Annotated in this window: 25 protein-coding genes; 9 read left to right on the top strand and 16 right to left on the bottom strand. The window is 58.9% G+C overall.

The genetic code is table 11. The features are described 5' to 3' along the window. Positions 1–37: 37 nt before the first annotated feature. The 6 genes from pgi to ACTQ40_RS01595 all read right to left on the bottom strand — a co-directional run bounded on the left by pgi (position 38) and on the right by ACTQ40_RS01595 (position 6,623). Positions 38–1,732, bottom strand: a complete 1,695-nt coding sequence (pgi, locus tag ACTQ40_RS01570; protein WP_441040996.1) for a glucose-6-phosphate isomerase — start codon at positions 1,730–1,732, stop codon at positions 38–40. 199 nt (positions 1,733–1,931) lie between these two features. Next, a complete protein-coding gene (locus ACTQ40_RS01575) occupies positions 1,932–3,116 on the bottom strand; it encodes an iron-containing alcohol dehydrogenase (protein ID WP_441563185.1) in 1,185 nt (394 codons plus the stop codon). After that, the gene (locus tag ACTQ40_RS01580; protein ID WP_441536793.1) at positions 3,116–4,267 is read right to left on the bottom strand and encodes an NAD(P)/FAD-dependent oxidoreductase; all 1,152 of its coding nucleotides are present in this window, start codon (positions 4,265–4,267) and stop codon (positions 3,116–3,118) included. The genes ACTQ40_RS01575 and ACTQ40_RS01580 overlap by 1 nt, the downstream gene beginning before the upstream one ends. 2 nt (positions 4,268–4,269) lie before the next feature. After that, the gene (locus ACTQ40_RS01585) at positions 4,270–4,638 is read right to left on the bottom strand and encodes a (2Fe-2S)-binding protein (protein WP_441536791.1); all 369 of its coding nucleotides are present in this window, start codon (positions 4,636–4,638) and stop codon (positions 4,270–4,272) included. Beyond that, entirely contained in the window at positions 4,631–6,238 is a 1,608-nt protein-coding gene (locus ACTQ40_RS01590) for an FAD-dependent oxidoreductase (protein ID WP_441563186.1), read from the bottom strand. Before ACTQ40_RS01590 ends, ACTQ40_RS01585 begins: the two co-directional genes overlap by 8 nt. 1 nt (position 6,239) lies before the next feature. Further along, the gene (locus ACTQ40_RS01595; RefSeq protein ID WP_441563187.1) at positions 6,240–6,623 is read right to left on the bottom strand and encodes a (2Fe-2S)-binding protein; all 384 of its coding nucleotides are present in this window, start codon (positions 6,621–6,623) and stop codon (positions 6,240–6,242) included. Between the two features lie 242 nt (positions 6,624–6,865). On the opposite strand from ACTQ40_RS01595, the gene ACTQ40_RS01600 reads away from it, so the two are divergent. From ACTQ40_RS01600 to ACTQ40_RS01620, 5 genes are read left to right on the top strand one after another with little or no spacing between them, the layout of a single operon-like run. Next, the gene (locus ACTQ40_RS01600; RefSeq protein WP_441563188.1) at positions 6,866–9,448 is read left to right on the top strand and encodes a dynamin family protein; all 2,583 of its coding nucleotides are present in this window, start codon (positions 6,866–6,868) and stop codon (positions 9,446–9,448) included. An 8-nt stretch (positions 9,449–9,456) separates the two neighbouring features. Further along, entirely contained in the window at positions 9,457–12,921 is a 3,465-nt protein-coding gene (locus tag ACTQ40_RS01605; RefSeq protein ID WP_441563189.1) for a helicase HerA domain-containing protein, read from the top strand. Beyond that, positions 12,918–13,109 carry a hypothetical protein gene (locus ACTQ40_RS01610; RefSeq protein ID WP_441563190.1) on the top strand — a complete coding sequence of 64 codons (192 nt, stop codon included), beginning with the start codon at positions 12,918–12,920 and terminating at the stop codon, positions 13,107–13,109. Before ACTQ40_RS01605 ends, ACTQ40_RS01610 begins: the two co-directional genes overlap by 4 nt. Positions 13,110–13,118: 9 nt before the next feature. After that, complete coding sequence (locus tag ACTQ40_RS01615; protein WP_441563191.1) at positions 13,119–13,766, top strand: DNA/RNA non-specific endonuclease; 648 nt, start codon at positions 13,119–13,121, stop codon at positions 13,764–13,766. After that, entirely contained in the window at positions 13,766–14,143 is a 378-nt protein-coding gene (locus tag ACTQ40_RS01620) for an immunity protein YezG family protein (protein WP_441563192.1), read from the top strand. The genes ACTQ40_RS01615 and ACTQ40_RS01620 overlap by 1 nt, the downstream gene beginning before the upstream one ends. Before the next feature lie 233 nt (positions 14,144–14,376). Here ACTQ40_RS01620 and ACTQ40_RS01625 read toward each other — a convergent pair whose 3' ends face one another. The 8 genes from ACTQ40_RS01625 to ACTQ40_RS01660 all read right to left on the bottom strand — a co-directional run bounded on the left by ACTQ40_RS01625 (position 14,377) and on the right by ACTQ40_RS01660 (position 21,072). Further along, the gene (locus tag ACTQ40_RS01625) at positions 14,377–15,510 is read right to left on the bottom strand and encodes a tyramine oxidase subunit B (RefSeq protein ID WP_441563193.1); all 1,134 of its coding nucleotides are present in this window, start codon (positions 15,508–15,510) and stop codon (positions 14,377–14,379) included. 6 nt (positions 15,511–15,516) lie between these two features. Beyond that, entirely contained in the window at positions 15,517–16,623 is a 1,107-nt protein-coding gene (locus tag ACTQ40_RS01630) for a polyamine ABC transporter substrate-binding protein (protein ID WP_441563194.1), read from the bottom strand. Positions 16,624–16,626: 3 nt separating this feature from the next. After that, the gene (locus tag ACTQ40_RS01635; protein WP_441563195.1) at positions 16,627–17,472 is read right to left on the bottom strand and encodes an ABC transporter permease; all 846 of its coding nucleotides are present in this window, start codon (positions 17,470–17,472) and stop codon (positions 16,627–16,629) included. 3 nt (positions 17,473–17,475) lie between these two features. Next, on the bottom strand, positions 17,476–18,411 hold the full coding sequence (locus ACTQ40_RS01640) for an ABC transporter permease (protein WP_441563196.1): 936 nt from the start codon (positions 18,409–18,411) through the stop codon (positions 17,476–17,478). A gap of 12 nt (positions 18,412–18,423) precedes the next feature. Then, entirely contained in the window at positions 18,424–19,536 is a 1,113-nt protein-coding gene (locus ACTQ40_RS01645; protein ID WP_441563197.1) for an ABC transporter ATP-binding protein, read from the bottom strand. A 28-nt stretch (positions 19,537–19,564) separates the two neighbouring features. Then, the gene (locus tag ACTQ40_RS01650; RefSeq protein WP_441536775.1) at positions 19,565–19,915 is read right to left on the bottom strand and encodes a P-II family nitrogen regulator; all 351 of its coding nucleotides are present in this window, start codon (positions 19,913–19,915) and stop codon (positions 19,565–19,567) included. A gap of 251 nt (positions 19,916–20,166) precedes the next feature. Then, positions 20,167–20,487 (bottom strand): DMT family transporter, encoded by a 321-nt coding sequence (locus tag ACTQ40_RS01655; RefSeq protein WP_441563198.1) that lies wholly within the window; start codon positions 20,485–20,487, stop codon positions 20,167–20,169. 9 nt (positions 20,488–20,496) lie between these two features. After that, positions 20,497–21,072, bottom strand: coding sequence for an iron-containing alcohol dehydrogenase (locus ACTQ40_RS01660; protein ID WP_441031640.1), 576 nt, complete (start codon positions 21,070–21,072; stop codon positions 20,497–20,499). A gap of 208 nt (positions 21,073–21,280) precedes the next feature. On the opposite strand from ACTQ40_RS01660, the gene ACTQ40_RS01665 reads away from it, so the two are divergent. Then, positions 21,281–22,807 carry a Y-family DNA polymerase gene (locus ACTQ40_RS01665; protein WP_441563199.1) on the top strand — a complete coding sequence of 509 codons (1,527 nt, stop codon included), beginning with the start codon at positions 21,281–21,283 and terminating at the stop codon, positions 22,805–22,807. Next, on the top strand, positions 22,800–23,225 hold the full coding sequence (locus tag ACTQ40_RS01670) for a hypothetical protein (protein WP_427718560.1): 426 nt from the start codon (positions 22,800–22,802) through the stop codon (positions 23,223–23,225). Before ACTQ40_RS01665 ends, ACTQ40_RS01670 begins: the two co-directional genes overlap by 8 nt. 20 nt (positions 23,226–23,245) lie before the next feature. Here the strand turns inward: ACTQ40_RS01670 and ACTQ40_RS01675 are convergent, their stop codons facing one another. Continuing rightward, complete coding sequence (locus tag ACTQ40_RS01675) at positions 23,246–23,629, bottom strand: heavy-metal-associated domain-containing protein (protein ID WP_441563200.1); 384 nt, start codon at positions 23,627–23,629, stop codon at positions 23,246–23,248. Between the two features lie 12 nt (positions 23,630–23,641). Here ACTQ40_RS01675 and ACTQ40_RS01680 point away from each other — a divergent pair, with 12 nt between their 5' ends. Together ACTQ40_RS01680 and ACTQ40_RS01685 are read left to right on the top strand one after the other, a co-directional pair. After that, on the top strand, positions 23,642–23,842 hold the full coding sequence (locus ACTQ40_RS01680) for a DUF3793 family protein (RefSeq protein WP_441031675.1): 201 nt from the start codon (positions 23,642–23,644) through the stop codon (positions 23,840–23,842). Positions 23,843–23,888: 46 nt separating this feature from the next. Continuing rightward, positions 23,889–24,026: a flavodoxin domain-containing protein gene (locus tag ACTQ40_RS01685; protein ID WP_441031646.1), complete on the top strand. Its 138-nt coding sequence runs from the start codon at positions 23,889–23,891 to the stop codon at positions 24,024–24,026. A gap of 116 nt (positions 24,027–24,142) precedes the next feature. Here ACTQ40_RS01685 and ACTQ40_RS01690 read toward each other — a convergent pair whose 3' ends face one another. Then, positions 24,143–24,895: an amino acid ABC transporter ATP-binding protein gene (locus ACTQ40_RS01690; protein WP_441031648.1), complete on the bottom strand. Its 753-nt coding sequence runs from the start codon at positions 24,893–24,895 to the stop codon at positions 24,143–24,145. Positions 24,896–24,899: the final 4 nt, after the last annotated feature.

Here is a 24,899-nt window from a genome sequence, read left to right on the forward strand (position 1 = left end):
GGGCCCCTTCGGCCATGACCTATCTCAGCAACAAAGACTACTTGCGGTGAGCGCGGTAGAACTCGATGAGTGCCTGGGTCGAAGCGTCCTGCTCGGCCTTGGCGGCGTCGTCGTGGAAGGCCGGGGTAATCTGCTTGGCAAGCTGCTTGCCCAGCTCGACGCCCCACTGGTCGTAGGAGTCGATACCCCAGACCGTGCCCTCGACAAACGTGATGTGCTCGTACAGGGCGATGAGCTCGCCGAGTGCGAACGGGGTCAACGTATCGCCGAAGATCGAGGTCGTCGGACGGTTGCCCTCAAAGCAGCGGGCCGGGACGATCTGCTCGGGCGTGCCCTCGGCGCGCACCTCATCGGCCGTCTTACCAAAGGCGAGTGCCTTGGTCTGGGCCAGGAAGTTGCCCAGGAACAGCTCATGCACGTCCTGACCGCTATCGGTCGCGGGGTTGGCGGTATTGGCGAAGGCGATAAAGTCGGCCGGGACCACCACGGTGCCCTGGTGCAGCAGCTGGTAGAAGGCGTGCTGACCGTTGGTGCCGGGCTCGCCCCAGAAAATCTCACCGGTATCGGAGGTCACAGCGCTGCCGTCCCAGCGGACGTGCTTGCCGTTGGACTCCATGGTGAGCTGCTGCAGGTAGGCCGGGAAGCGGTGCAGATACTGGCAGTACGGAAGCACGGCGTGGCTCTTAGAGCCGAAGAAGTTGACGTACCAGACGTTGAGCAGGCCCATTAGCGCGACAGCGTTGTTCTCGAGCGGGGTATTGCAGAAGTACTCGTCGATGGCGTGGAAACCCTCGAGGAACTGCTGGAAGCGCTCGGGACCGAGCACGACGATCAGCGACAGGCCCACGGCGGAGTCGACGGAGTAGCGGCCGCCGACCCAGTTCCAGAAGCCGAAGGCGTTGGCGGGGTCGATACCGAAGGCCTCGACCTTGTCGAGTGCGGTGGAAACGGCGACGAAGTGCTTTGCCACGGCCTCGGCGTTCTGCTCCTCGGAGCCGTCGATGGCACCCTGAGCCTTGAGCTGCTCGAGCATCCAGGTCTTGACCTCGCGAGCGTTGGTGAGGGTCTCGAGCGTGGTGAAGGTCTTGGAGACGATAATCACGAGCGTGGTCTCGGGATCCAGGCCCTTGAGCTTCTCGGCCTGATCGTTGGGGTCGATGTTGGAGATATAGCGGCAGTCGATACCGGCGTCGGCATAGGGGCGCAGAGCCTCGTAAGCCATGACCGGGCCCAGGTCGGAGCCGCCGATGCCGATGGACACCAGATGCTCGATCTTCTTGCCGGTAACGCCCTTCCACTCACCGGAGCGCACGCGCTCGGCAAAGGCGTACATGCGGTCGAGGACCTCGTGCACGTCGGCGACGACGTCCTGGCCGTCAACGATGAGCTGGCCCTTCTCGCTTGCCGGACGGCGAAGCGCGGTGTGCAGGACGGCGCGGTCCTCGGTGGTGTTGATGTGCTCGCCGGAGAACATGGCGTCGCGGCGCTCCTCGAGCTTCACCTCGCGGGCAAGATCGCACAGCAGCTTGACGGTCTCATCGGTCACCAGGTTCTTGGACAGGTCGAAGTGCAGGTCACCGGCGTCAAAGCTCAGCTTGTTCACGCGCTCTGCATCGGCAGCGAACCAGGCCTTGAGGTCGATACCTTCGGCCTCGAGCTTCTCCTGATGAGCCTCGAGCGCCTTCCAAGCGGCGGTCGACGTAGCGTCGATAGGTGCGGCAACAGTTGCCATAAAGTCCTCCTCAACATACGGGCGCAAACCTCCATGCGCCCGGATAATCAGATGCCCCTATTCTAGCGCAGGTCAAGACCGTAATCAGCCAGCGTTGCCAATCCGCCCCCAAACGGCGACCGACCAAAAAGGGACAGGTTTATTTTGGCAGGTCAAACGCTTTACCTACCAAAATAAACCTGTCCCTTCCTGGCAGGTATTAGGCGAGCATCATGCTGAAGATACGGGCGACGGCATGCTCATCGAGCGGGAGATAGCCTCCCACGGTACCGGCGCGACCGCCGGCAAAGCACGTCTCGTGAGCCAGCAAGGGGATATCCTCGAGCTTGCCGCCCACCTCCTCGAGCGTCGTCGGCATACCGAGCAAGGCAAAGAATGAACGCTGGGCTTCGACACCGGCACGGGCAGCAGCCATATCGTCCGCCTCGTCAACACCCCAAACGCGACGTGCCAGTTGAGCCAAGCGCGGCACCGCGGCCACCTCGACATCCAGGTAATACGTGAGCACCGCTGGGATCACCACGGCAAGCCCCGCGCCGTGCGCCACGCCATAGCGCGACGACAGGGCGTACTCGATATCGTGGCTCGCCCAGTCATGCCGACGGTCAACGCCGGCAATACCGCAGTGCGCCATCGTGGCGGCCCACATAAGGTTGGCACGCGCATCGTAGTCCCTCGGGTCATCCACAACAGGCCCCGCTTCGTCGATGATCGCGAGCATCAGACCCTCGATCATGCGGTCGGACACGCCAACATCACTGCTCCTGCTCACATAGCGCTCCAACAGATGCGAGTACATATCGGTAATACCGCACGCCGTCTGATACGCCGGCAGAGTCTCAGTCAACTCGGGATTCAGGATGCTAAACGTCGGCAGCAGCACCGACGAGGACGTCTCGCGCTTGAGCATCGAGCCATCCTGCGTGATCACCGAATCGGGCGAGGCCTCGGAGCCAGAGGCTGCAATCGTGAGCACGCAGCCCACCGGCAATGCCCGATCGGGCGTGCGGTCGCCGCCGTAGAAGTCCCACACGTCACCCGAATAGCGCGCGCCGGCAGCAATGGCCTTCGCGGTATCGATAACGCTGCCGCCGCCAAGCGCGAGAATAAAGTCCACGCGCTCATCACGTACAAGCGATATACCCTCGTAGACCGTACTCAGCAACGGGTTGGGCTTGACGCCCTTGAGCTCCACATGATCGAGCAGCGCTCGGTCGAGCGAATCAAGCACACGCGACAACAGGCCAGATCGCTCCACCGAGCCGCCTCCGAACAGCACGAGCGCCTTGGTGCCGCCGTAGTGCGCCACGAGCCGTCCTGCCTCCCGCTCGCAACCGCGCCCAAACACAAAGTGCGTGGGCAGGCGATACGAAAAATCTTCCATCACAACCACGCCTTAAAGCGGTCGTAGCGAAAGGCCGAGACGTCGAGCGTCGTGGGCTCATCGCACACTAGCTCGGAAAGCAGCAGACCCACGATGGGCGAGATGCCAAATCCGTGTCCGGTAAAGGCGCAGGCGATGGTCAGGCCCGGAACCTCATCGATCTTCGAGATCACCGGCACGCCATCGGCGCTCTCGTCCTCCCAGCCGGCCCACGTACGCACAATCTTGGCTTCGGCCAGGCGCGGAATGTAGCCCATGATGGCGCGGCACTCAGCCGACGCCGTAATGCTCGAGGTGGGACGGCCGCCAAACGCGCCGTTCGACTCCTCAAGACCTGAGCTGCCACCAAAGACAAACGACCCGTGCGCCGTCTGGTGGCCATAAAAGTCACCCGTGGCAACGCCGAGCATCTGCGGGAACATCGTAGGCTCAGCCTCGGTAACCAAGCACTCGATGAGCGATCCCGTCATGGGGATATCGATGCCCACGCTCTCGGCGATACCGCGGCTGCCTAGACCCGCTGCCAGCAGCACGTCGTTAGCCGTAAAGGTGCCGATGTTGCACTCGACGCTGGAGATGCGACCACGCACCTTGCGCAGGCGCTTGACCTCGACACCCGTCACAAAACGCACGCCGAGCGCCTTTGCCGCGCGATAATACGCGAGCGTGGTGCGCATGGGATTAGCATGTCCGTCCGTAGGGCACCACGAGGCGCCAATCACCTGATCGGACAGGTACGGGTTGATCTCACGTACTTCGTCCGGACCGATCATCTTCATGTCGAGCCCCAGGCCCTGCGACATACTCGCCAGTTTACGGAGCGTCTGCAGGTGTTCCTCGGTCTTGCCCAGGCGCAGATTACCGCGCTTGACGTACTCGACATCGGCGCCCAACTCGTCGGACAGCGTGGGCCAGATGTTCTCGACGGCATACATGGCCAGCGGCAGCTCGCGCGCATCTCGGCCGCTCTGGCGAACGCCACCGCCGTTGCGCGAGCTTGCGCCTTCGCCCACATTGGGCTCACGGTCAAGCACCGTGACGCTACGGCCCTTCTTGGCCAGGTTGTACGCCGCCGCGCATCCAATCACGCCGGCACCGATAATGACGACGTCGCAGGCGGCATCGGTGATATCTGCATAAGTTCGCGCCATGGCTACGCCCTCCCCTCTTCGCCGTTGCCGAGCACGCTCATCTCGATCGGGCGCATGGGCGCTCGCGAGGTTTCGGGCTCCAGCAGCGCCACGGCCGGCGTGCCGGCAAGCTCCGTGGCCATAATGCGACGCACGAGCTTGGTGCAGCTCTGCCCCTGGCACAGCCCCATGCCCTGACGCAGGTAGCGACGAATCTCGGTCATGGTGTACATGCCGTCATGAATGGCACGACGGATATCGCCCTTCGTCACCTCTTCGCAACGGCAGACGAGCACGCCGTCATCGGGCGCAGGCACATACGGGCCCAGGTCAATCGCCGCACGGTCGAGCGGCTCGCCCGGCTCCTTGTAAAAGTTCACGGCCTCACTCATGGCAGGCCACCTCCTCGGTATCCTCGACGGGCTTGAACATGCGCGCTGTCATGGCAAACTCCTTGGGCACGCTCATGGTCACGAGCGCCGTCTTGTCGAACGCCTTGACGCTGCGCACGCGCACCACTTGGGCATCGCACACCGGCTCGCCCGAGCGGCTCAAAGCGCGGCCGCAATCGCCCACCTGAGGCAACGGATAGAACTCGTAGGGCAAGGTGACCGTCGCGGTACCGTCGCCGCAATCCTCGTTGACCAAAAAGATCGACTGACCAGGGCAGCTCGCCACGCACATGCCGCAGTCAATGCAATGGGAATCCTCGATCACGATTGGCAGCGACGTAATGTGCTCGCCAATGGAGATACAGCCCTTTTTGCAGGCATCTTGGCATGGGTTGCAGGGAATGTTCTGCGTGCACTCGATCACGGGGTGGACGCCCGCGTCGTGGGTCACACCGGGGTAGTTATCGAGCTCGTCGTCGGAAAGGTAGCCATGGCGCAGCAGATGCTGCGAGACCGGGCACCCTTCCTCGGTAACCTCGATCTTTTTGCCGCGGTTCTTGGGCGCAAACATGCCCTGACGCAAGGTGTCGAGCGAGGCCTCGAGCTTATCCTCGGACTCGTCCGCATCCGCCGCATCGGTGTAACCCAGGTATTCGGCAATCGCCACACCCGAGATACGGCCCTCGATCATGGCGGAGCTTGCCTCCTCGATGCCCGCGACATCACCCGACACGTACACGCCGGGCACGCTCGTCGCGCCCCTCTCGTCACACACCGGCACATAGCCGCCGCGCTTGGGATCATCGACCATGTCACAGCCCGCCATCGAGAGCAGCTGGCTCATGGGAGAAAGACCGACGGCAACGCAGATTGTGTCCACATCAAAATGTTTCTCGGTTCCGGGCACAACTTGCCAATGCGCATCGACCTCGCCAATCGTGACGCCGGTCACGCGATCTTCGCCCTCGGCGGCCACCACGGTGTGCGACAGATAAAACGGTACGCCGCAGCGGGCGACCTTGGCCGCATGCACGCCGTATCCGCCCACGCGCGGTGCCGCATCAACCAGCGCGACCACGTCGCAGCCCGCCTGCAGCAGCTGGAACGAGACGACCAGGCCAACGTTGCCCGAGCCGACCATAAGCACACGGTCGCCCGGCTTCACGCCATGCAGGTTCATCATAGTCTGCGCGGCGCCGGCACCAATCACGCCGGGCAGCGTCCAGCCGGGAAAGTTGAGCGTGTTTTCGGCCGCACCCGTTGCGACCAGGACAGCGTCGCCCTTCACATGGCGCACGACATCCCCAACACGCACCACGACCTCGCGGCCCTCGTACAGGCCGATCACCATTGCATCGAGCACCACGGTGACGCCCGCCGTATCCGCCTCGGCAAGCAGCTCATCGCCAATGCGAAAACCGCGAACCTTGGCGCGATGCTCCTTGGAACCAAAGAACTTGTGAATCTGCTTGAACAGCTGACCGCCAGGGCGAGCGTTCTCGTCAAACACGACGACGTCGAGCCCGCGCTTGGCAGCCTCGATGGCAGCGGAAAGACCGCTGGGGCCGGCGCCGACCACAACCAGATCATGGCGTTCCATACTACTCATCCTCCCTTACGGCAGCAGGGCTTGCGGCCGCCCCGGCAACCAAGGCCTCGGCGCGCGGGTCATCCAAATCGAGCGGGGCCACGCCATCTTGCGTACGCACGTCCATACCGGCGGCAAGCGGCGTCATGCATGTGCGCACGTTGGGCTTACCGTCCACGACCATGACGCAGTCGGTACAACGTCCGATCGCGCAAAAGATGCCTCGCGGCTCGTGACGCTTGGCGGTAAAGCGATGGACCTCGACGCCTGCGGCCTTGAGCGCCATGGCAATCGGTTCGCCCTCGTATCCCTCCATCTCAACGCCGTCGTAGGTGAAAACGACTCGACTCCCCTTGCTGGGAGCGCCCAAAATGGGATGTTCGACAATCCTGGACATGGCACCACCAAACCCCTCTCGTTCATCGGCTACCAACAGCGCCTATCCTACGATTTGCCCTGTTAACGAGCAGTTTCCGGTCGATTACCATTCAAACCGAAACAATGGCAATGAGGTGGTAACAGAATGTAGCCATCGATCGCCCGGCCGTCCGCGGAATAAAAGGAAACCGAGACACCCACCAAAAAGGTAATTCCGTATCATTAAATCGATTCACGACCGATATCCTAAGGACGGAAATCATGGCGGAAACCGTAATTAAAATCGTAAGCAACCCGTATGAGGAGCGTGTCCGGTACTACCGACTCGATGACGGCTGGCACGAGATCACGTTGGCGACAAACCCCGGAAGCGCCCTACATAGCGAAAAGCTGGTGCATGGATTCTTTCCCTTCAAGGCAGAGGAAATCGCTAAGATCATCATCGGTGAATTTGGATCGGGCGACAAAATCAAACTGGTCTTCGAAGGCTCGGACGATGAATGGGAGGAACTCAAGGCGATTTGCGACGAGAGCGACTCCGCCAGCTCGATCTACGCGGTCCGCAGTGAGCGCCACCTTGCAAACGCGCGCGATGTTCTCCCCGAGATCATCGAGGTGTTCAAGGAGATCAAGCCGCTGGTGGACGATTCCGTTTCACAACGAAAGATAGTCGCGGAGAAGATCGACCGATTCACAGACGTCTCGAGCGACATCATTCCGCTGTGTGTGCTGGGCAACTATAGCGCGGGAAAGTCGACGTTCATCAACGCGCTCGTCGGCATGGAGATTCTCCCCAACGGCGACGAGCCTGTGACGGCGCGCGTGTTTCAAATCAAACGGTCTAAAGATCGCGACCGTGCCATGGTCCAGTTCTCCTGCGGGAACAGGCGCTTCTTACTGCGCTTCGACCCCACGGGCCTCATGGAGAACAAGGACCTAGCAGGCGAAGCACTTTATGACCTAATCACCGCAAGCGCCACCAAGGCCGAGACGGGAATGGCATCGCAAATCAACGCGGCGCTCAAGGTGCTCAACTCGTATCGTCAGGGCGATAGCGGAGAGCAGGTGTCCGACCTCATCAAGCTCGAGGTCCCATTCAGCGATGCCGACCCGTGGCCCCATGACAGGGAATTTGTCATCTTCGACACCCCGGGCTCCAATTCGGCTTCCAACGAGGACCACGCTCGCGTGCTCCGCGAGGCTATGGAGGGCCTCTCGAACGGCCTTCCAATCTTTGTCGCAGAGTACAGCACGCTCGACTCGACCGACAACGAGAAACTCTATAGGGAAATCGAGCAGATTCCGGCGATCGACGAACGTTTTGCCATGATTGTCGTGAACAAGGCCGACTCCGCCGATCTACCCAAAGGCGGCTTCGAAGACTCGGATGTCGCACAGATCATGCACTGGTCAATCCCGTCGAACCTATATGGGCAGGGCATCTACTTTGTCTCGTCGATTCTCGGACTCGGCTCGAAAAACAACGGCGAGTTCATGAGCGACAACTACGCCGAAAAATTCGAGGACCAGCAGCGCAAATACGTCGACCCCGCAAGCCGCTTCTACAAAACGCTCTATCGTTACGACATTCTCCCCGGCCAGATTTCGCGTAGGACAAACAAGGAGTCCGAGGCGTGCAAAGACCTCTTGCTCTCAAACAGCGGTCTGTTCTGTATCGAAAACGAAATACGGCTCTTTGCCGAACGTTACTCCGCCTACAACAAATGTACCCAGTCGGAGGCGTTGCTCCAAGAAATCATCGGGATCACCAAAGAGGAGATCGACGAAGCGAAGGCCGTGGTCGAAGAGGAAAAGCGCAAGCGGGAAGAGGAGCTTGACCAGGAGAAGAGTCAACTCATCGAGCGACTCGAGGACTACGGAACGCTTGCCCTGCAAGATTCGGAAGCCGCATATGGTCCCGAACTCGACAGCACCGTAACGGCAAAGACATGGAAAACCAGCACAGACGCGCTGCTGGCGCGCCAACACACCATCACTGAGGAGAAGCGCAAGGGGCTCAATTATTCCGACCGTGCGGGCGAGGCCGTAAGCGCATTCGACTCGATACTCCCTAACCTTCTCGACAGGGTCGGCTCCCCCGCGCAAAATGGCGACCCAAACGACCTCATGGGTCGCGCATCAAAGCTCGCAGACAACGTGAAGAACGCCGCGAAGGGCTTTGTCGACGACGCCGCCGATGCCCTTAAGAAGCAATCGGACGTAAAGGAAACCGAGAAGAAGGCAGACAAAGACGCCGCTGACCAGCTGTTCGACGAGGTCGTGTCGAACTACAATCTCGCCGCCGCCCAAATGGCGTCGACAATCGACGATCGCTCGCGCTCCTATTGGATCGGCCGCGCAGAGCAATGCCGCGATGCCCTCTACCGCATCGCGACCGCCGACGACAACCCGCTCTCCGATGAGAAACGCGAGGAAGTTGGAAAGATCATCATCGGTTTCCACGCCCTCAGCCTTGCGGAACCACGACACGACGTGTTCAACAAATCAGATTTTAACGAGCTCCGCTGGGGCAGCACGGTCGTCTTTCGGTCGGACAAGCTGTTCCTGCACAAAGTCGAGCAGAGGTTCAACGACGAGATCGACCGGTCGTTTGCCAAAACGCGCGGCGAGATCGGACGCGGACACATCTGTGGATTCAACACATGGTTAAGCGATCTGATCACCCAAATTATCGCTAACATCACCGACTACAACCCGGTACTTCACGGGCACGTGGAGGAAATCGGCAAGAAGACCGCCGAGATCGCCTCTCTCGAGGCAAAACTCGGAACACTTGAGGACCGCAAGAATTACGTCTCGCGCGTTATCGACTGGAAGGAGTAGGAGTTCCCATGGGCATCAAAAGCGCCATCGTCCATGCCGCTGATAAAGCGGGCAACGCGGTCGCCAAAGTCTCATCGCTCAGCAGCGAACAACTCGAGCAAGTCGAGAAAAAGCGAGAGGCCTACCTTTCACAGAAACCCGATCCAACCGATGCAACGGCAACCGAACTGACCAACCGCCTCCTTGCGACTGCTGCCGTCGAGATACACGGGGCCTATCTCTCCCAGCTCAGAAATGTGTACTGCCCGGTCGATCCAGCGGTGGAATACCCGGACAGCTTCAACGATGAGTTCAACATCCGCTATATAAATATCGCCAAATGGGTCGTGGACCCCAACGAGGACAGCCTCGAGAAGCTCGTTAACGTCTACGATGTCCTTGCCGACGAGAACTGCAACATCGCCCTTGTGTTCAATAGGACCTCGACGAATGCCAACGTCTACCTCGCCGTGGTGGACACAGAAAACGCGAGCGACAACATCGATGTGGACAATTTCACGCGTCGCGTCTCCGATGCGCTCAAGGGCAACTTTCCGGGATCCGAGATCGGTGCTCCGCAGCGCGGCAGCCTCCCCTGTCTGGAGAGAAATCGTTCGTATTCAGTGGCAACGGTCTCGAATATCCCGACCGAGAAGAACGACAAGTTCGTAACCCAGACCATCGAGAAGTTGCTCGACGGCATCGTTCCCAAAAGCCGCGCCGAGGAATATACGCTCGTTCTGCTTGCCACGCCCGCGCACGACATTAGAGAGCGCAAATTGCGGCTCGCCGAACTCCATTCGCTGCTGACACCCTATGCGTCTTGGACGACAAACTACACCTACCATCAGAACGACTCGATCGGCTCATCCGCGACCATCGGCGTGAACGCCGGCGTGAGCGCCGGAAGGCAGGCGGGGACCAACCAGTCGGTTGCGAACAACTACAACGAGACGGACTCGACAAACAATTCGCAGACGGACTCCGCCAATCGCGGAACGTCGCAGTCGGAAACGACGACCGAGAGCATCACAGACACCGAATCGAACGAGACGAATGAATCGTCGCAGATAGGGGCTACAGTTGGTGGGGGCGTCGGCGTGCCCTTTGTTGCGAATAGCCACGCCGACCTAAACGTAAACCACACCCAAGGCTCCTCCCACTCCACCTCCGTTGCAAAGGGGACAACCGATGCTGTCGGCAAATCCGTCTCGAGCTCACTCGGCAAAGCCGTGACGAGCGGCATCGGTAAAGCCGTTTCGAAAGGCACATCGGTCACATCGGGCGTATCCAAAGCGGTGAACCTCGGCGCAAACTTCGGCGGGTCGTTCGCCCGCTCGAGCACCGTCACCGCTACGCTTGGAAACGACGAGGGAATCACCCAAACGTTCAAGAACTACACAATCCAGCACGCGCTCGAGATCATCGAGGCGCAGATGAAACGCCTCGACCTCGCCTCGGCCCTCGGCATGTGGGACTTCTGCGCCTACGTGCTCTCCGAAGACCACAACGTCGCAAACAACGTGGCGCACACCTACCTCGCCCTCACCCAGGGCAAAGAGTCCTTCATGTCACAGGCGGCCGTCAGCCTCTGGCGCGGTGACCTTGGAGAAAACAGCGAGGACGCCAAAGCGATCTGTACCTACCTAAAGGATCTGCGCCATCCCATCTTCGCGCTCTCTCCCGCGCTTCTCGATAAGCACCCGAGCTTCTCAGTCTACCCCGCCTCCGTCACCGCGACGACAGTGCTCTCCGGCAAAGAGCTTGCCTACTCGCTCAACTTCCCCAAGAAATCGATACCCGGCCTACCCGTTATCGAATGCGCGGCCTTTGGACGCAACGTCTCGACCTTCGACGGAACACAGCCGACATCGGGGTTGAAGCTGGGAAAGATATTCCATATGCATAAAGTGGAGCCTGTGAGAGTTCTTCTACAAAAGGATTCGCTCGCGAGTCACGTATTCGTCACAGGCAGCACAGGTGCGGGCAAGACCAACACGGTCTGTCGCATCCTCGACGAGGCCTCCGACCAAGACGTCAAGTTCCTTGTGGTCGAACCCGCCAAGGGCGAGTATAAAAATGTCTACGGCGGACGCGATGATGTGCGCGTGTTCGGCACCAACCCCACTGTCGCGCCGCTGCTTCGCATCAACCCGTTCAGCTTTCCCGAGAGCATCCATGTGCTCGAGCATCTCGATCGTCTCGTGGAGATCTTCAACGTGTGCTGGCCCATGTACGCCGCCATGCCCGCCGTGCTCAAAGATGCCGTCTCGCGCTCCTATGAGGACTGCGGCTGGGATCTCACCGCTTCGGTGAACCCTTATGGTCCCAGTCTTTACCCCACCTTTGCCGATGTGGCACGCAATGTCCGCGAGATCCTCGACGAGAGCGAATACGACGCCGAAAACAAGGGCGCCTACAAGGGTTCGCTGCTCACGCGCCTAAACTCGCTCACCAACGGGCTCAACGGCATGATCCTCACACCCAAAGAGGTTGGCGATGATACGCTGTTCGACGGCAACGCGATCGTCGACCTATCGCGTGTGGGGTCGGTCGAAACAAAGTCGCTGCTCATGGGTTTCATCGTGCTCAAGCTTCAAGAGCATCGCATGGCGAGCAGTTCCAGCATGAACCAGCCGCTGCGTCATCTAACCGTTCTCGAGGAGGCGCACAATCTGCTCAAGCGGACTTCCGCCGATCAGAATAGTGAAAGCGGCAACCTCCTGGGTAAGAGCGTCGAGATGATCTCGAACGCCATCGCCGAGATGCGCACCTACGGAGAGGGCTTTGTGATTGCAGACCAAGCCCCGGGACTGCTTGACATGGCTGCAATCCGCAACACCAATACCAAGATCATCCACCGTCTACCCGACCTCTCGGACCGTGAACTCGCCGGCCGAGCAGCCAACCTTAACGATCAACAAATCATCGAACTTGCCCGCCTGCCCAAGGGCGTCGCCGCCGTCTATCAGAACGACTGGGTCGAGCCCGTGCTCTGCAAAGTCGCCAAAACCGATGACAGCGAGCCGCTCATCTACGAGCAGCCCACTCCCGCTGCCCCCGCAGATAACGCAAACGTCGCAGCATCAATCGCCAATGCGCTCATCGCTTGCGCCCCCGTCAAGAATACGACGGCGCTGCGAGACATTCGCGAAGCGCTCGACCGCCTCGATATCGCCGCATCGACCGCAGTGCGCATCCTGCGTACGCTACAGAATCCTCCCATCGATCCGCACATGACCGAACTCGCTCCGTTCATGAGCGCGCTGTTCCCCAGCGTAAAAGAGGCCGTAGAAGCGGCAATCAAGCGTAGCGAGAACCCCAAGCAATGGACCGTTGCCGCCGAGTCCGAGCTCAAGAACAGAGTTAATGCCATGATGGGCGACACAGTCCGTCGAGCGATCATCCAAGGCGTGATAACCGATATCCTCTACCTGGATGAGACAGATGAGGCCAAGTTCACTGACTGGTACAACAACGGGGGCCTCGTATGATCGAGTGGATCAGCCCAGAGGCCACTCCCGAGTCCAAGCAACCCTCTGACACTAAGCACATTCTCGACTTCAATCCCAATCACCTGATGGAGTCCACGACAGTCTGTGTCAATATCGACACAGACAGCGATGTCAAAGAAACCTATTACCGAGATTTGGCACCCGCTCTTTTCACTGGCCTTGAATAGGAGGGTGATATGAAATTAGAGTCACCAAAACCCGAAACCAAAGCACCAAATACGGTCAATCGGCTCAAAAACATGGCAGATCGCCTCATAGGATACGAGTCCAAAGAGCAAAAACACGCACCGAACGAAACCAAAAACGTCATCCCAATCAACCCCAACAAGTTGATTGAACCTGCCAATAAGGAATACAGGGACGACAACGGCAAACTATTCCGCAAAGGGAACGAACTCATACCTAACAATAAATACGTCGAAAATGGATATAGCTATCGCACGGATTCGGAAGGGCGCGTTAAATCGGCTGAAGGGCAACTTCAACTCAGTAAAGAGCCTCGCAAACAGATCTCCGATTCCATGGAAACGATCGGCAAAGGAGACCAGAAGGAAGGCGACCAGAAGGGCCATCTCATTGGCGACCGCTTTGGGGGCGGCAACGGTCTCGAGAACATCGTGGCCATGGACGGAAGAGTCAATCAAAGCGATTACAAGCGAATCGAAAATACGTGTGCCGAAGCCCTCGAATCTGGTCATGAGGTATACCTGAAAGTCGTTCCAAAATACGATAAAAGCTCCAACCGACCCACGAGCTTCCGAATCACCTACACCATCGATGGCGAAAAGACAGTGACCACCATAAAGAACGGAGCAAGCAAATAATGGAAAGCGCAGATTACTTCCAGGGACTATTCGACCTCGTTTCGCCTTATCTTCCAACAGGCTGGAAGACCACCGTGGTATATGCAGAATTCGGCGACGCGTCATATTCGATAGAGTTCTACGTCGCATGCAAGCCAAACGCGTTTATCAAGTGCTTCGACCTTCCCGGCATCGATGAAGACGAGCTGCTCGATTCCCTGGATGATGCGGCAAATGTCCTGATAAAACAACGCGAAAGTCAAACCACAGGAGAGGTCTGGACGAATATGACCATGACTGTTCAGTCCACGGGGGATATGAAAACGGACTACGACTACACCAGTCCCGATGAGCTCACCTTTGAGCATAAGCAAGCATGGAAGGAACGCTATCTATAGCTCTCGATGCTGCAGTGTCGCTGAACCACGTCTCGGTGCCCTTGAAATCTTCAGCCACGGCAGGGCACCATCCTACACGAAAGCCCCGGAGGGTCACTCGCGCGAAGCATCGTGATACCCCGGGGTTATTGCTGTCCCTGCGAGGACTCCTGATAAAGAAAGCGCCGCTGGACGACCTTCGTTTTCAAATCGTTCGGCGGCGCACTTCGTTAGCACCCTTATTTTAATGCAAGCTACGCCAGCGCCGGCGTATCCCAAAGCTTGAGCTCCTGGCCCAACCCCATCTCGACGGCCTTGCGGTAGATCGTAGTGCCCCAGCTCACGTCCTCGGTGTTAATGCCACCGATGCTAAAGAAGTAGATGTCGTCCTCGCTCGTGCGACCGGGGTCGACGCCGCGCACGATGTCGCCCAGGTCCACTACGCGCTCGCGCGGCAGCATACCGTAGTCGACCATATCGACCCACTCGTTGCCGAGTGTACCGCACACATCAAAGCGACCAATCTCGTCGCGCCAGTCCTCGTACATGGGATACAGGTCGGTCACGCACTTCCATTCGCCCTCGATAAACGGTTCACGGTCGGCATACAGGTCGCTCGGGGCACAGATGAGCGCGCCGGGCTTGACCCACTCACGCTTCACGCGCGGGTATGTCTCGATTCCACCGTTCTCGTTGGTAGCGACACTCACCAGGTCGCTGTCGCGGATGGCTTCCTCCTCGGTTTCGACGATCTGCACGTTTTTAATGCTCGGGAAGTTCTGATGCACGTAGTCCACGTAAGACTCCAGCGAACGGCGCCCACGGCCCTTAACCTTGACCGTCTCGATATCGGGACGCTCCATCAAAAAAGAGCGCAGCGTGGTCTTGTTCATCACGCCCGGGCCGATAATGCCCACCGTGCGCACGTCCTTACGTGCAAGATAGCGCGCACCTACGGCAGGCACGGCGGCCGTACGATAGCCGCTGATAAGGTTTGCGCTCATCAGGGCCAGCGGCGCACCCGTATCGGGATCGTTGAGCATAAGCGTCAGAATCGATCGCGGCAGGCCCTTCTCGCGATTGTCGACATTGGAGCCGTACCACTTAAGGCCGCACATGTTGTAGCTGCCGCCCAGGTAGGAGCACATGGCCATAAAGCGGCGGTCGGGTCCGGCGACGGGCATGTTGGGAAACGGCGAGTACTCTGGGAAGTCCATAAACGCACCGTGGCTGTTCTTGTTCTTGCCGCTCATGCGGTAATCGCCCAGACTCAGCAGCTTAAACTGGTCTTCCATCACATCGATGCAGTGCGCCATATCGGTCGCGCCCGCCTTGATGATATCGGGCTCCGAAAGAAATCTAAAATCGATTTCGGTCGAGTTACTCATATCGATCTATCCTTTCAGATTCGTCCAGATCTTGTCGTATTTACGCAGCACCTTGGGCGGTAGCGCCTCGGTGCGGCGACCATGCTTAAACACGTCGGAGGGCACGTTCTCGACCGGATTGTTTTGGAAATCCTCGTCGAGCAGCTTGATGGCCTCGGTGTTGGGCTGCACATAGGGGTAATCCTCCGAGACCACCTTGGCCACCTCGGGGCGCAGCATGTAGTTGATAAAAGCCAACGCGTTGTCGTAGTGCTTGGCTCCCTTGGGGATACACCAGTTATCGGTACCGATGCCGCAACCCTCGCTGGGAAACGCCACCTGAATCGCCGGGTTATCGCGCTGCGCCAGGGCAATCTCTGCCGTCCAGATAATGCCGGCGATGCAGTCGCCCGACACCAGCGCATTGCGGGGGCTGTCGGAGTCGTACAGTTTAAAGTTCGGTTTGAACTTAGCCGCTTGCTCGGCAATCTTGGCGATGCTCTCGTCGTCTTCCTCGTTACCAGTAAGTCCCACCGTCATGCCGGCAACGGCGAGCACCTCACGAAAGTCGTTGAGCGTCACGATATTGCTGCGGAATTTCTCATCGAGCATATCGTTAAAGCTCTCTGGCTTATCGACCACGTCCTCGTTGTACGCAATTGCGGTGCAGCTGCCCATAAAGGGAATCGAATACTTATTGCCGGGGTCGAATTCCTGGTCCATATATTGCTTGCCGATATTGCCCTTGTTGGTGAGCACCGAAAGATCGAGCGGTTCCAGCAGCTCTTGAGCAATGAGGCTTTTGACCATGTAGTCCGTGGGCTGCAGGATATCGTAGGTGCCCTCGTTTTCGGTCCTCACCTTGGCCAGCATATCCTCGTTGGACGAGTACAGATATTGGTTGATATGGATGCCCGTCTCCTTCTCAAAACCCTCGAGCACCGAATCGGGCACATACTCGGTCCAAATGAAAATGTTGAGCTCGTTGGGGCTGTCGGATTTACCGCATCCCGTCAGGCCACCCGCAGCGCCGGACGCAAGTCCAGCGGCAGCCAGGCCCAGCGCGCCGCGCAAAAACTGACGGCGCGAGATTTGCTGCCTATGGAAAGCCTCCATCACATCGAAGTCACTCATGTCCTAGCGCCCCCTTTCCTGGCTCAGCTTGGTTGCGGTACGACGCTCACGCCACTTGTCGATCAGCCCGCTTTGAGTTATCACGACGACAAGCACCGTTCCCAACAAGATCAGCGTGGACAGCGCGTTCACATCGGGCACCACGCCGCCCTTGATGGATTGCATCACCTTGAGCGGGAAGGTCAGGTCCTGGCCGTAGACAAAGTAGGACACCACGACGTCGTCGATCGAGAGCGTAAAGGAGAGCAGCGCGCCGCCGGCAATACCCGGAGCCAGCATGGGAAGCGTCACCTTAAAGAACGTGACCAGGCGGTTGGCGCCCAAGTCCATGGACGCTTCCTCGAGCGATGGGTCGTAACCATCCAGACGGGCGCGGACGTTAAAGATCACAAAGCTCACGCAGAATGTGACGTGCGCGATGATCAGGCCCACCATGCCGCGGGGCACGCCGACCTTTACGTAGACCAGCAGCAACGAGATGCCCATGACGATCTCGGGGATAACGACCGGAATGTACAGCAAGCTGTCGATCAGGTTGCGACCGGGAAACTTATAGCGGTACAGGCCCACGGCGCCCAACGTGCCCAGCGCCGTCGCCAGCACCGTCGTGGTGATAGCGAGCAGCATGGTGTTGCCAAAGCTTGCCAGCAGCGGACCGTTCTGGAACAGATGCACGTACCAGCGCAGACTAAAGCCACCCCAGCTCAGATAGGGCTTCTCGGTATTGCCGCTAAACGAGTTGGCAACCACAATCACAATGGGCAAAAACAGGATTGCATAGATCAGGGCGCAAAAGACGATGCCCGTCCCACGGCTCAACTTATGCTTGGTTTGACGCTTGATCGCCATGGTCTACACCCCCAGGCTTTCCATATCGCCGCCGGCCTTTTGGTAGATCTTGACCAGCAGCAGCGTAATAGCGATGAGCAGAATCGAGAGCGCGGCTCCTAAAGGCCAGTCGTTGGCGCTTTGGAACTGGCGTTGAATCAGGTTGCCGATAACATCGGCGTTGCCGCCGCCCAGGATGTCCGAGATATAAAACGCGCCCAGGCTGGGGATGAACACCATGATGCAGCCCGAGAAGATGCCGCTCATAGTCTGCGGAATCACGACCTTAAAGATCGTGGTCAGCATGTTGGCACCCAGATCAAAACTCGCCTCGATCTGCGACTCGTCGAGCTTTTCGATGGCGGCATAGAGCGGCAGCACCATAAACGGGAACATGTCGTATGCCATGCCAAAGACCGTGCAGGCCTGGTTGTACAGAAACTGAATGGGCTCGCTCGTCGCACCGATTGCCATCAAGAACGTATTGAGCTGGCCGGTCGCCGAAAGAAACGTTCGCCAACCGTAGATGCGCACCAACGAGTTCGTCCAAAACGGGATGATGATCATCATGTACAGCAACGTCTTTTTAGACTTAAACGTACGGCTGATCAGATAGCTAAACGGATAGGCCAAAACCAGGCAGATGGCAGTGGAGATGGCCGCGATCAGGATGGACTGTCCATAGATCTTGAGATACTCGGGGTCCAGCATGGCTTGGAAGTTATCGAGCGTAAAGCTATAGACCACGTTGTAGTACTGGTCGGTAGAGCAAAAGCCCATGATCAGGATGTAGAGCAGCGGCACCGCGATAAACGCGAGCAGCCACAAGGTGACGGGGCCCACGGTTACCAGCGCCGGCAGCGTGTTGGAGCGAAAACGACGATGGCGCTCGATACGGGCGGCCTCGACGTCGTGCTCGGTGGCGGCAACGGTCGCCGCCATAGTTGCGGTATCGGACATAGCTGTCGCCCCCTAACGCATCTCGGCATTCTCGAGTGCCGAGAAAAAGACCTGGTCAAGCGTCTTGATGGTGCGAGCATCCGCCGGATCCCAGTACAGATAGACCGGACCGTTCTCGGGCAGCTCATCACCGGCCAGGCGCTCCAGGCGCACCTCTTGGCCATCGGGCAGCACCACAATCGCCTTGACCATGGAACCCACGTACACCTGCTCGCGCACCGTGCCCATAAGCGAGAATCCGTCGCGCGGCTCGAGAGCAAACTGCATGCGCTCCGGACGCACCGACACGGCCACGAGCTCGCCAAAGTGAAAGCCCTTGGCATCGGAGCGAATCGTACCGGACTCGAGCGAAATTTCGAGCCCATCGGGCGTATCGGCCGAGATCATGCCCTCAAACAGGTTGGTCTCGCCAATGAACGTAGCAACGAACTTGCTGGCAGGTGCCTCGTAAATCTCCTTGGGCGTACCGATTTGCTCCAGCACGCCATCGTGCATGATCGCGATACGGTCGCTCATGGTGAGCGCCTCTTCCTGGTCGTGCGTCACGTAAAGGAACGTGATGTTAAGCTTGCGCTGGAGGCGCTTGAGCTCGAGCTGCATCTGCTTGCGCAGCTTGAGATCGAGCGCACCCAGCGGCTCGTCGAGCAGCAAGATCTTGGGTCGGTTGACCAGGGCACGGGCGATAGCGACGCGCTGCTTTTGGCCACCCGACAGCTGGTCGGGTTTGCGGCCCTCAAAGCCGCCGAGCTGCACCAGATCGAGCATCTCCATTACACGTTCGCGGATTTCGTCCTTGGAGACCCTCTTCATCTTGAGGCCGTAGGCAACGTTGTCAAAGATGGTCATGTGCGGAAACAGCGCGTAGCTCTGGAACACGGTGTTCACGTCGCGCTCGAAAGGTTCCTTATCGGCCACGTTGGTGCCGGCGAGCAAAATCTCGCCCGTAGTGGGCTGCTCAAAGCCGGCGACCATGCGCAGCGTCGTCGACTTGCCCGAGCCGGACGAGCCCAGAATCGTCAGGAACTCGCCCTCCTGCACATCGATGGACAGGTCTTTGACCACGTGGTTCTCGCCGTAGAACTTGTTGATGTTCTTAATCTGGACGAGCGGTTGGGTACCGGGCATGGCAATCGCCTTCTCTCGATCCGTTTACCTACAGAGCGGCGTTGCCACGCTCGCCGGTACGGATACGCACGGCATCGGCAATATCGCGGATAAAGATCTTGCCGTCACCCACGCGGCCGTCGGCCATACGCTCGCGAACGGCCGAGATGATGGTCTCGACATCCTGGTCGCGCACGACCACGCTCGCCTGAATCTTGGGCAGCAGGTTGATGTTAATCTTGAAGCCGCGGATCTCGTTGACGCCATCGGTCGAGGCGCCCTTCTGCGTGCCGCAGCCCATAACGGATGAAACGGTCATACCGCCGCAGTGCACCTCGTCAAGAATGGCCTTCAGGCTCTCGAGCATCTCCGGGCGAATGATGAGTACCAGTTCCTTCATGGTTTTCTCCCCTCTTCGGTGGCGGTGAGCGCGCCGGTGCGCGTTCGTTGTTGGGGATTATGCGTGCCAAAACCGCCTGTTTTATTAACGGAGTGTTTTGAAACATGGGCGACGCCGAGCGTTTACGCTCGCGCAACATAGGTTGCAAGCTGGCAATATGTTCGTAATACAAAAGAAACGCCGGTCACGCGGAAGTCCATCCGCACGACCGGCGTTCTTTAATTGCTGTAGAGAAGGCGCTGCCCGGCGAGCTACGACGCGCTCGCGAGGTTCACGATCACCACGCCCGCAACACACAAGGCAAGCCCCAAAAGCATCATCGGATTCAGATGGTCGCCAAAGACGAGCGCTGAGATGACCGAGGTGGCGATGATACCCGCAGCGCACCACGTGGCATAGGCGCTCGCAAGATCGAGCACGTTGAGAACGAGAGAAAACAGATAGAAGCTCAGGCCGTACAGCACGATTGTCGCCACGCTGGGCGCCAGCACGGTAAAGCCGTGCGTGGCCTTAAGCGCCGACGATGCACCGATTTCGCAAGCTATAGCAACAGCAAGCTGAACATACGGCATAACGCCCTCCTACGCCGCAGCGCACACGCTGCCGAGCAACTCACGCAGAGGAGACCCAATGCCCTCAAGCAGTTCGGGCGCGATGATGGCAAAAACGGGAACCTCACCGGCCCCCACGACGGCAGGCACTTTGCCCTCCGAGACAATACATCCATAAGGGACAAAACCGTCTTCGCCGGCATCGAGCGCCGCCATGCGACGCGCGAGTTCGCGCGCAAAGCCAGCAGTATCGGCATCGCCAATCGCCAGGACAAAGTCCACGCCTTCGTCGGTCGCCAGGGCCACAGCTTCGTCGATCAGCTCGTCTCCCCCGTCGCCCTCAACCGAGCCGCAACGAAAAAGCACGCGCTCGAGCAGAGCTCGGTCAAGCGAGCCGAGCGCCGCCGAGACAAGCTCATCGCGCGTATGTTTGTCGCCACCCAGCACCACCAGCGCCTTGGTGCCGCCGTAGTGAGCGACCAATCGTCCACACCAGCGAGCCACGTCTCCATCCGCAACAAGGCGCGTCGGCATACCAAACCCATAGTTGACCATTATCCCCACAACCCTTCCGTGCTTTATGGTGGTATCGATCGTTAGGCTCATGCTACGAAGCGAGGTTTTCCGAGCTGTTTCGCGCTCTTTAGAGCTGCGTTAAAACCCGATGCAACCGCCCGACCATACCTGCCAAAAAGGGACAGGTTTGTTTTGGTCGGTCAAGCGTTTTACCTACCAAAATAAACCTGTCCCTTTTTGGCAGGTTTTGACGATATCCGGACGAGCGGGTATTATCGAACATGTATTCGATAAGAACATGTGTTTGATGGGAGAACGCGTGGGGGACGGGCGTCACACCTATATCTGCATCGACCTCAAGACGTTTTATGCCAGCGTCGAGTGCGTCGACCGCGGGCTCGATCCGCTCACCACCCACCTGGTCGTTGCCGACGAATCACGCGGGCGTACGACCATCTGCCTCGCCATTACCCAGGCCATGAAGGACCTCGGGATACACAACCGCTGCCGTCTGTTTGAGATTCCCGACGGCATCGACTACATCAAGGCCGCACCGCGCATGCAGCACTACATGGAGGTGTCGGCGCAGATCTACGGTATCTACCTGGAATACGTCAGTCCGCAAGACGTTCACGTCTACTCAATTGACGAGTGCTTTATCGACGTGACACCCTATCTAGAGCTCTACCATACCAATGCCAAAAGCTTTGCCTGCATGCTGCGCGATGAGGTCCTCGCGCGCACCGGCATCACGGCGACAGTCGGCATCGGCCCCAACCTATTCCAGGCCAAGGTGGCGCTCGACATTACCGCTAAGCACGTACCCAGCCGCATCGGTATACTCGACGACGAGACCTTTCGCAAGGAGATCTGGCCCCATCGTCCCATCACCGATATCTGGGGCATCGGCCCCGGCGTGGCAGCCCGCCTCGAAAAGTACGGGGTATACGATCTGATGGGCGTCGCCGCGCTCGACGAAAACCTGCTTTACGACGAACTCGGCGTCAATGCCGAGTATCTCATCGACCACGCCTTTGGGCGCGAGCCGACAACTATCGCCGATATTCAGGCCTATCGCCCGCAGGCAACTTCAACCACCACAGGACAAGTGCTCTCGAAGGGTTATGCCTACGAGCAGGCCTACACCATCTTGCGCGAGATGGTCGATGCCGCCGTACTGGACTTGGTCGATAAGCACGTGGTCTGCGACAGCATCTCGCTCTTTGTGGGCTACGCGAGCGAGCGCGCCGACATACGCCGCCTCGACGCCAGCGGCACAGCGCAATATGTAGACGGATGCGGACATTTGCGTTCGAGCACGTCGAGCATCGAACCCGCCGCAACCGCCGGCCCCGAGCTCACACCCCGTGCACCCAAGCCCGTCCAGCGCGATGACGAACGACGCCGTCTGGTGCGCGAGGCACAGGCAATCGACGGCATCTTTGTGGGAGAGCATGGCGGCAAACCGCGCGGCGGCTATGCCGCGCTCTTTGCGCACTCTAACGCTTCGCGCAAGCTGCCCGAGCGCACCAATTCGTTTAAGAAGATCATGGGCTATTTCGATGAGCTCTGGGCGCAGACCGTCGATCCCAAACGGCCGGTCAAGCGCATCAATTTGGGCTTTGGCAACCTCATGCCCGAGGAATTTGCCACCATCGATCTGTTTAGCGATGTTAAGGCCGATGAGCGCGAGCGTGACCTGGCCCGCGCCGTTCTGGCCGTGAAGGGCAAGTACGGCAAGAACGCCCTGGTCAAGGGATTAAGCTTTACCGCCGGCGCCACCGCACGCGAACGCAACGATCAGGTAGGAGGACACCGTGCCTAAGGCCCAACAACAGCCGATGCGGCCACCGACGCCTTTTGAACGCCTGGCGGACCCCGAGGGAAGACGTCGCTCCGCCGACCCCAAGCTCACCGCCAACGGTGCCGTTCGCGCCAACCGCGCCGCGCAGTTTATGCCCTTTGCCGCCCTCACGGGATACTACGAGCTCGTGCGCAAACAAGAGATCTCTGTTGAGCCCAAATGCGAACTCACGGAAGAAAAAGCCCTCGAGCTTTCAAAAAAGCTCGAGGGCCTCAAACGCGGCGACTTGGTGCGCGTTACTTATTACGATACATACGGCTATCGCAGCCGCACCGGCATTCTTGACGAAGTGCTCCCCGCGTTCAAGCTGCTCAAACTCCGAGACATCGCCATCGGCTTCGACGATATCCAAGACATCGAGCTGCGCGGCCGAGCCTAAGCGCAAGCGTACGCCCGGCCCTACGGCTTTATGACGTAATAGCCCGCATCCCTCACGGCAGCCTCAAGCACCTCACGATCGATCGGGTTTTTAGAACGGATGCACGCCGTGTGGTCTGTATACGTCACTGTGGCCCAAATGCCATCGAGAGCGTTGAGGGCGTTCGTCACATTTTGCGCGCAGCCGCCGCAGCTCATACCGCCAATAAGCAGCTCATCGCTATAGGGGTAGTGAGACACATCGGTGTCCGCGACCGCGACCCTCTTGACCTTCTTTCTGCCCGCCCCATCGCCGCAACAGCATTTGCCATGAGTCGATGCGACAATACGCCGGAATCCAAAAAATAAGCCGGCGGCAATTACGGCAAGCACAATGATGTTTGCAGGGTTAAGCAAATCCTCCATATTGGTTATTTCCTGGGATATCCCTACGACGACGTGCACGAGTTTATCGTCCAGCATGGCGAAAACTACAAGGTCTTTGGAGCCTGGAAGGTCTACACAAATGTCGAGCAAGCGCTTGCGACGTTCGAATCCTACCACGCTTGCACGCAGCGCCTCACCCATATCTATCAGCAGGGCCACAGCATCGCAAAACTTGCCCAGACAACCCGATAGAACATACAAACCGCGGCCGCACGCCGCACAACCGAAAGGAAAACATATGAGTAAGATCGCAGTCGTCTACTGGAGCGGCACGGGCAACACCGAAGCCATGGCAGACCTCGTTGCCGAGGGCGCGGCGTCAGCCGACGATGAGGCAGAGGCCGCCTGCCGCGCCCTTGGAGCCGAGCTCGCCTAACGGCGATAAGCTCCGCCCATACGCGGCTCTGCACCAAAACACATTCGCATCCCAACAAAAACGGGGCTGGATCCAAATCCAGCCCCGTTTTCTGCTATGTCAGCCACATAAAGCAGCTACGAGATGTTGCCCAAAAACGCCTTGGTGCGCTCGCTCTTGGGATGGTCGAAGACCTCGCTCGGCGTGCCCTCCTCCACGATAACGCCGCCGTCCATAAAGACGACGCGGTCGGCGACGTCGCGGGCAAAGCCCATCTCGTGCGTCACCACGATCATCGTCATGCCGTCACGCGCAAGATCGCGCATGACGCCAAGGACGTCGCGGACGAGCTCGGGATCAAGCGCCGACGTAGCCTCGTCAAAGAGCATCACGTGCGGATTCATCGACAGGGCGCGGGCGATGGCCACGCGCTGCTGTTGACCGCCCGAAAGCTGGCTCGGCATAAAATCGATGCGCTCGGCCAGACCGACCTTGCTCAGCTCCTCGACGGCAATCTTCTCGGCCTCTTCCTTGCTGCGCTTGAGCACCTTTTGTTGCGCAAGCATGACGTTCTTTTTGACCGACAGGTGCGGGAACAAATTGAACTGCTGAAACACCATGCCCAAGTGCGTACGCACCTTATTGAGGTCGACGCCCTTGGCGCACACATCCACGCCCTCAACGACAATCGAGCCGCTCGTGGGCTCCTCAAGACGGTTAATGCAGCGAAGCATCGTCGACTTACCCGAGCCCGAGGGGCCCAGGACCACGACGACCTCACCCTTGTGCACATCCAGATCGATGTCGCGCAGGACCACGTTATCGCCAAAGGCCTTCTGGAGATTCTTGATGCTGACGACGACCTCGTTCGAGTTATTGGTTTCGCTCATAATA

The organism is Collinsella sp. Sow4_D11 (assembly GCF_052116465.1).
GTDB lineage: Bacteria > Actinomycetota > Coriobacteriia > Coriobacteriales > Coriobacteriaceae > Collinsella.

Coding starts and splice junctions, on each gene's coding strand:
- ACTQ40_RS01580 (WP_441536793.1), bottom strand. CDS start 4,267: ATGGCGCGAACTTATGCAGATATCACCGATGCCGCCTGCGACGTCGTC.
- ACTQ40_RS01675 (WP_441563200.1), bottom strand. CDS start 23,629: ATGGAGGATTTGCTTAACCCTGCAAACATCATTGTGCTTGCCGTAATT.
- pgi (WP_441040996.1), bottom strand. CDS start 1,732: ATGGCAACTGTTGCCGCACCTATCGACGCTACGTCGACCGCCGCTTGG.
- ACTQ40_RS01615 (WP_441563191.1), top strand. CDS start 13,119: ATGAAATTAGAGTCACCAAAACCCGAAACCAAAGCACCAAATACGGTC.
- ACTQ40_RS01635 (WP_441563195.1), bottom strand. CDS start 17,472: ATGGCGATCAAGCGTCAAACCAAGCATAAGTTGAGCCGTGGGACGGGC.
- ACTQ40_RS01645 (WP_441563197.1), bottom strand. CDS start 19,536: ATGCCCGGTACCCAACCGCTCGTCCAGATTAAGAACATCAACAAGTTC.
- ACTQ40_RS01585 (WP_441536791.1), bottom strand. CDS start 4,638: ATGAGTGAGGCCGTGAACTTTTACAAGGAGCCGGGCGAGCCGCTCGAC.
- ACTQ40_RS01640 (WP_441563196.1), bottom strand. CDS start 18,411: ATGTCCGATACCGCAACTATGGCGGCGACCGTTGCCGCCACCGAGCAC.
- ACTQ40_RS01630 (WP_441563194.1), bottom strand. CDS start 16,623: ATGAGTGACTTCGATGTGATGGAGGCTTTCCATAGGCAGCAAATCTCG.
- ACTQ40_RS01620 (WP_441563192.1), top strand. CDS start 13,766: ATGGAAAGCGCAGATTACTTCCAGGGACTATTCGACCTCGTTTCGCCT.
- ACTQ40_RS01610 (WP_441563190.1), top strand. CDS start 12,918: ATGATCGAGTGGATCAGCCCAGAGGCCACTCCCGAGTCCAAGCAACCC.
- ACTQ40_RS01650 (WP_441536775.1), bottom strand. CDS start 19,915: ATGAAGGAACTGGTACTCATCATTCGCCCGGAGATGCTCGAGAGCCTG.
- ACTQ40_RS01595 (WP_441563187.1), bottom strand. CDS start 6,623: ATGTCCAGGATTGTCGAACATCCCATTTTGGGCGCTCCCAGCAAGGGG.
- ACTQ40_RS01605 (WP_441563189.1), top strand. CDS start 9,457: ATGGGCATCAAAAGCGCCATCGTCCATGCCGCTGATAAAGCGGGCAAC.
- ACTQ40_RS01625 (WP_441563193.1), bottom strand. CDS start 15,510: ATGAGTAACTCGACCGAAATCGATTTTAGATTTCTTTCGGAGCCCGAT.
- ACTQ40_RS01665 (WP_441563199.1), top strand. CDS start 21,281: ATGTGTTTGATGGGAGAACGCGTGGGGGACGGGCGTCACACCTATATC.
- ACTQ40_RS01590 (WP_441563186.1), bottom strand. CDS start 6,238: ATGGAACGCCATGATCTGGTTGTGGTCGGCGCCGGCCCCAGCGGTCTT.
- ACTQ40_RS01660 (WP_441031640.1), bottom strand. CDS start 21,072: ATGAGCCTAACGATCGATACCACCATAAAGCACGGAAGGGTTGTGGGG.
- ACTQ40_RS01685 (WP_441031646.1), top strand. CDS start 23,889: ATGAGTAAGATCGCAGTCGTCTACTGGAGCGGCACGGGCAACACCGAA.
- ACTQ40_RS01690 (WP_441031648.1), bottom strand. CDS start 24,895: ATGAGCGAAACCAATAACTCGAACGAGGTCGTCGTCAGCATCAAGAAT.
- ACTQ40_RS01655 (WP_441563198.1), bottom strand. CDS start 20,487: ATGCCGTATGTTCAGCTTGCTGTTGCTATAGCTTGCGAAATCGGTGCA.
- ACTQ40_RS01600 (WP_441563188.1), top strand. CDS start 6,866: ATGGCGGAAACCGTAATTAAAATCGTAAGCAACCCGTATGAGGAGCGT.
- ACTQ40_RS01575 (WP_441563185.1), bottom strand. CDS start 3,116: ATGGAAGATTTTTCGTATCGCCTGCCCACGCACTTTGTGTTTGGGCGC.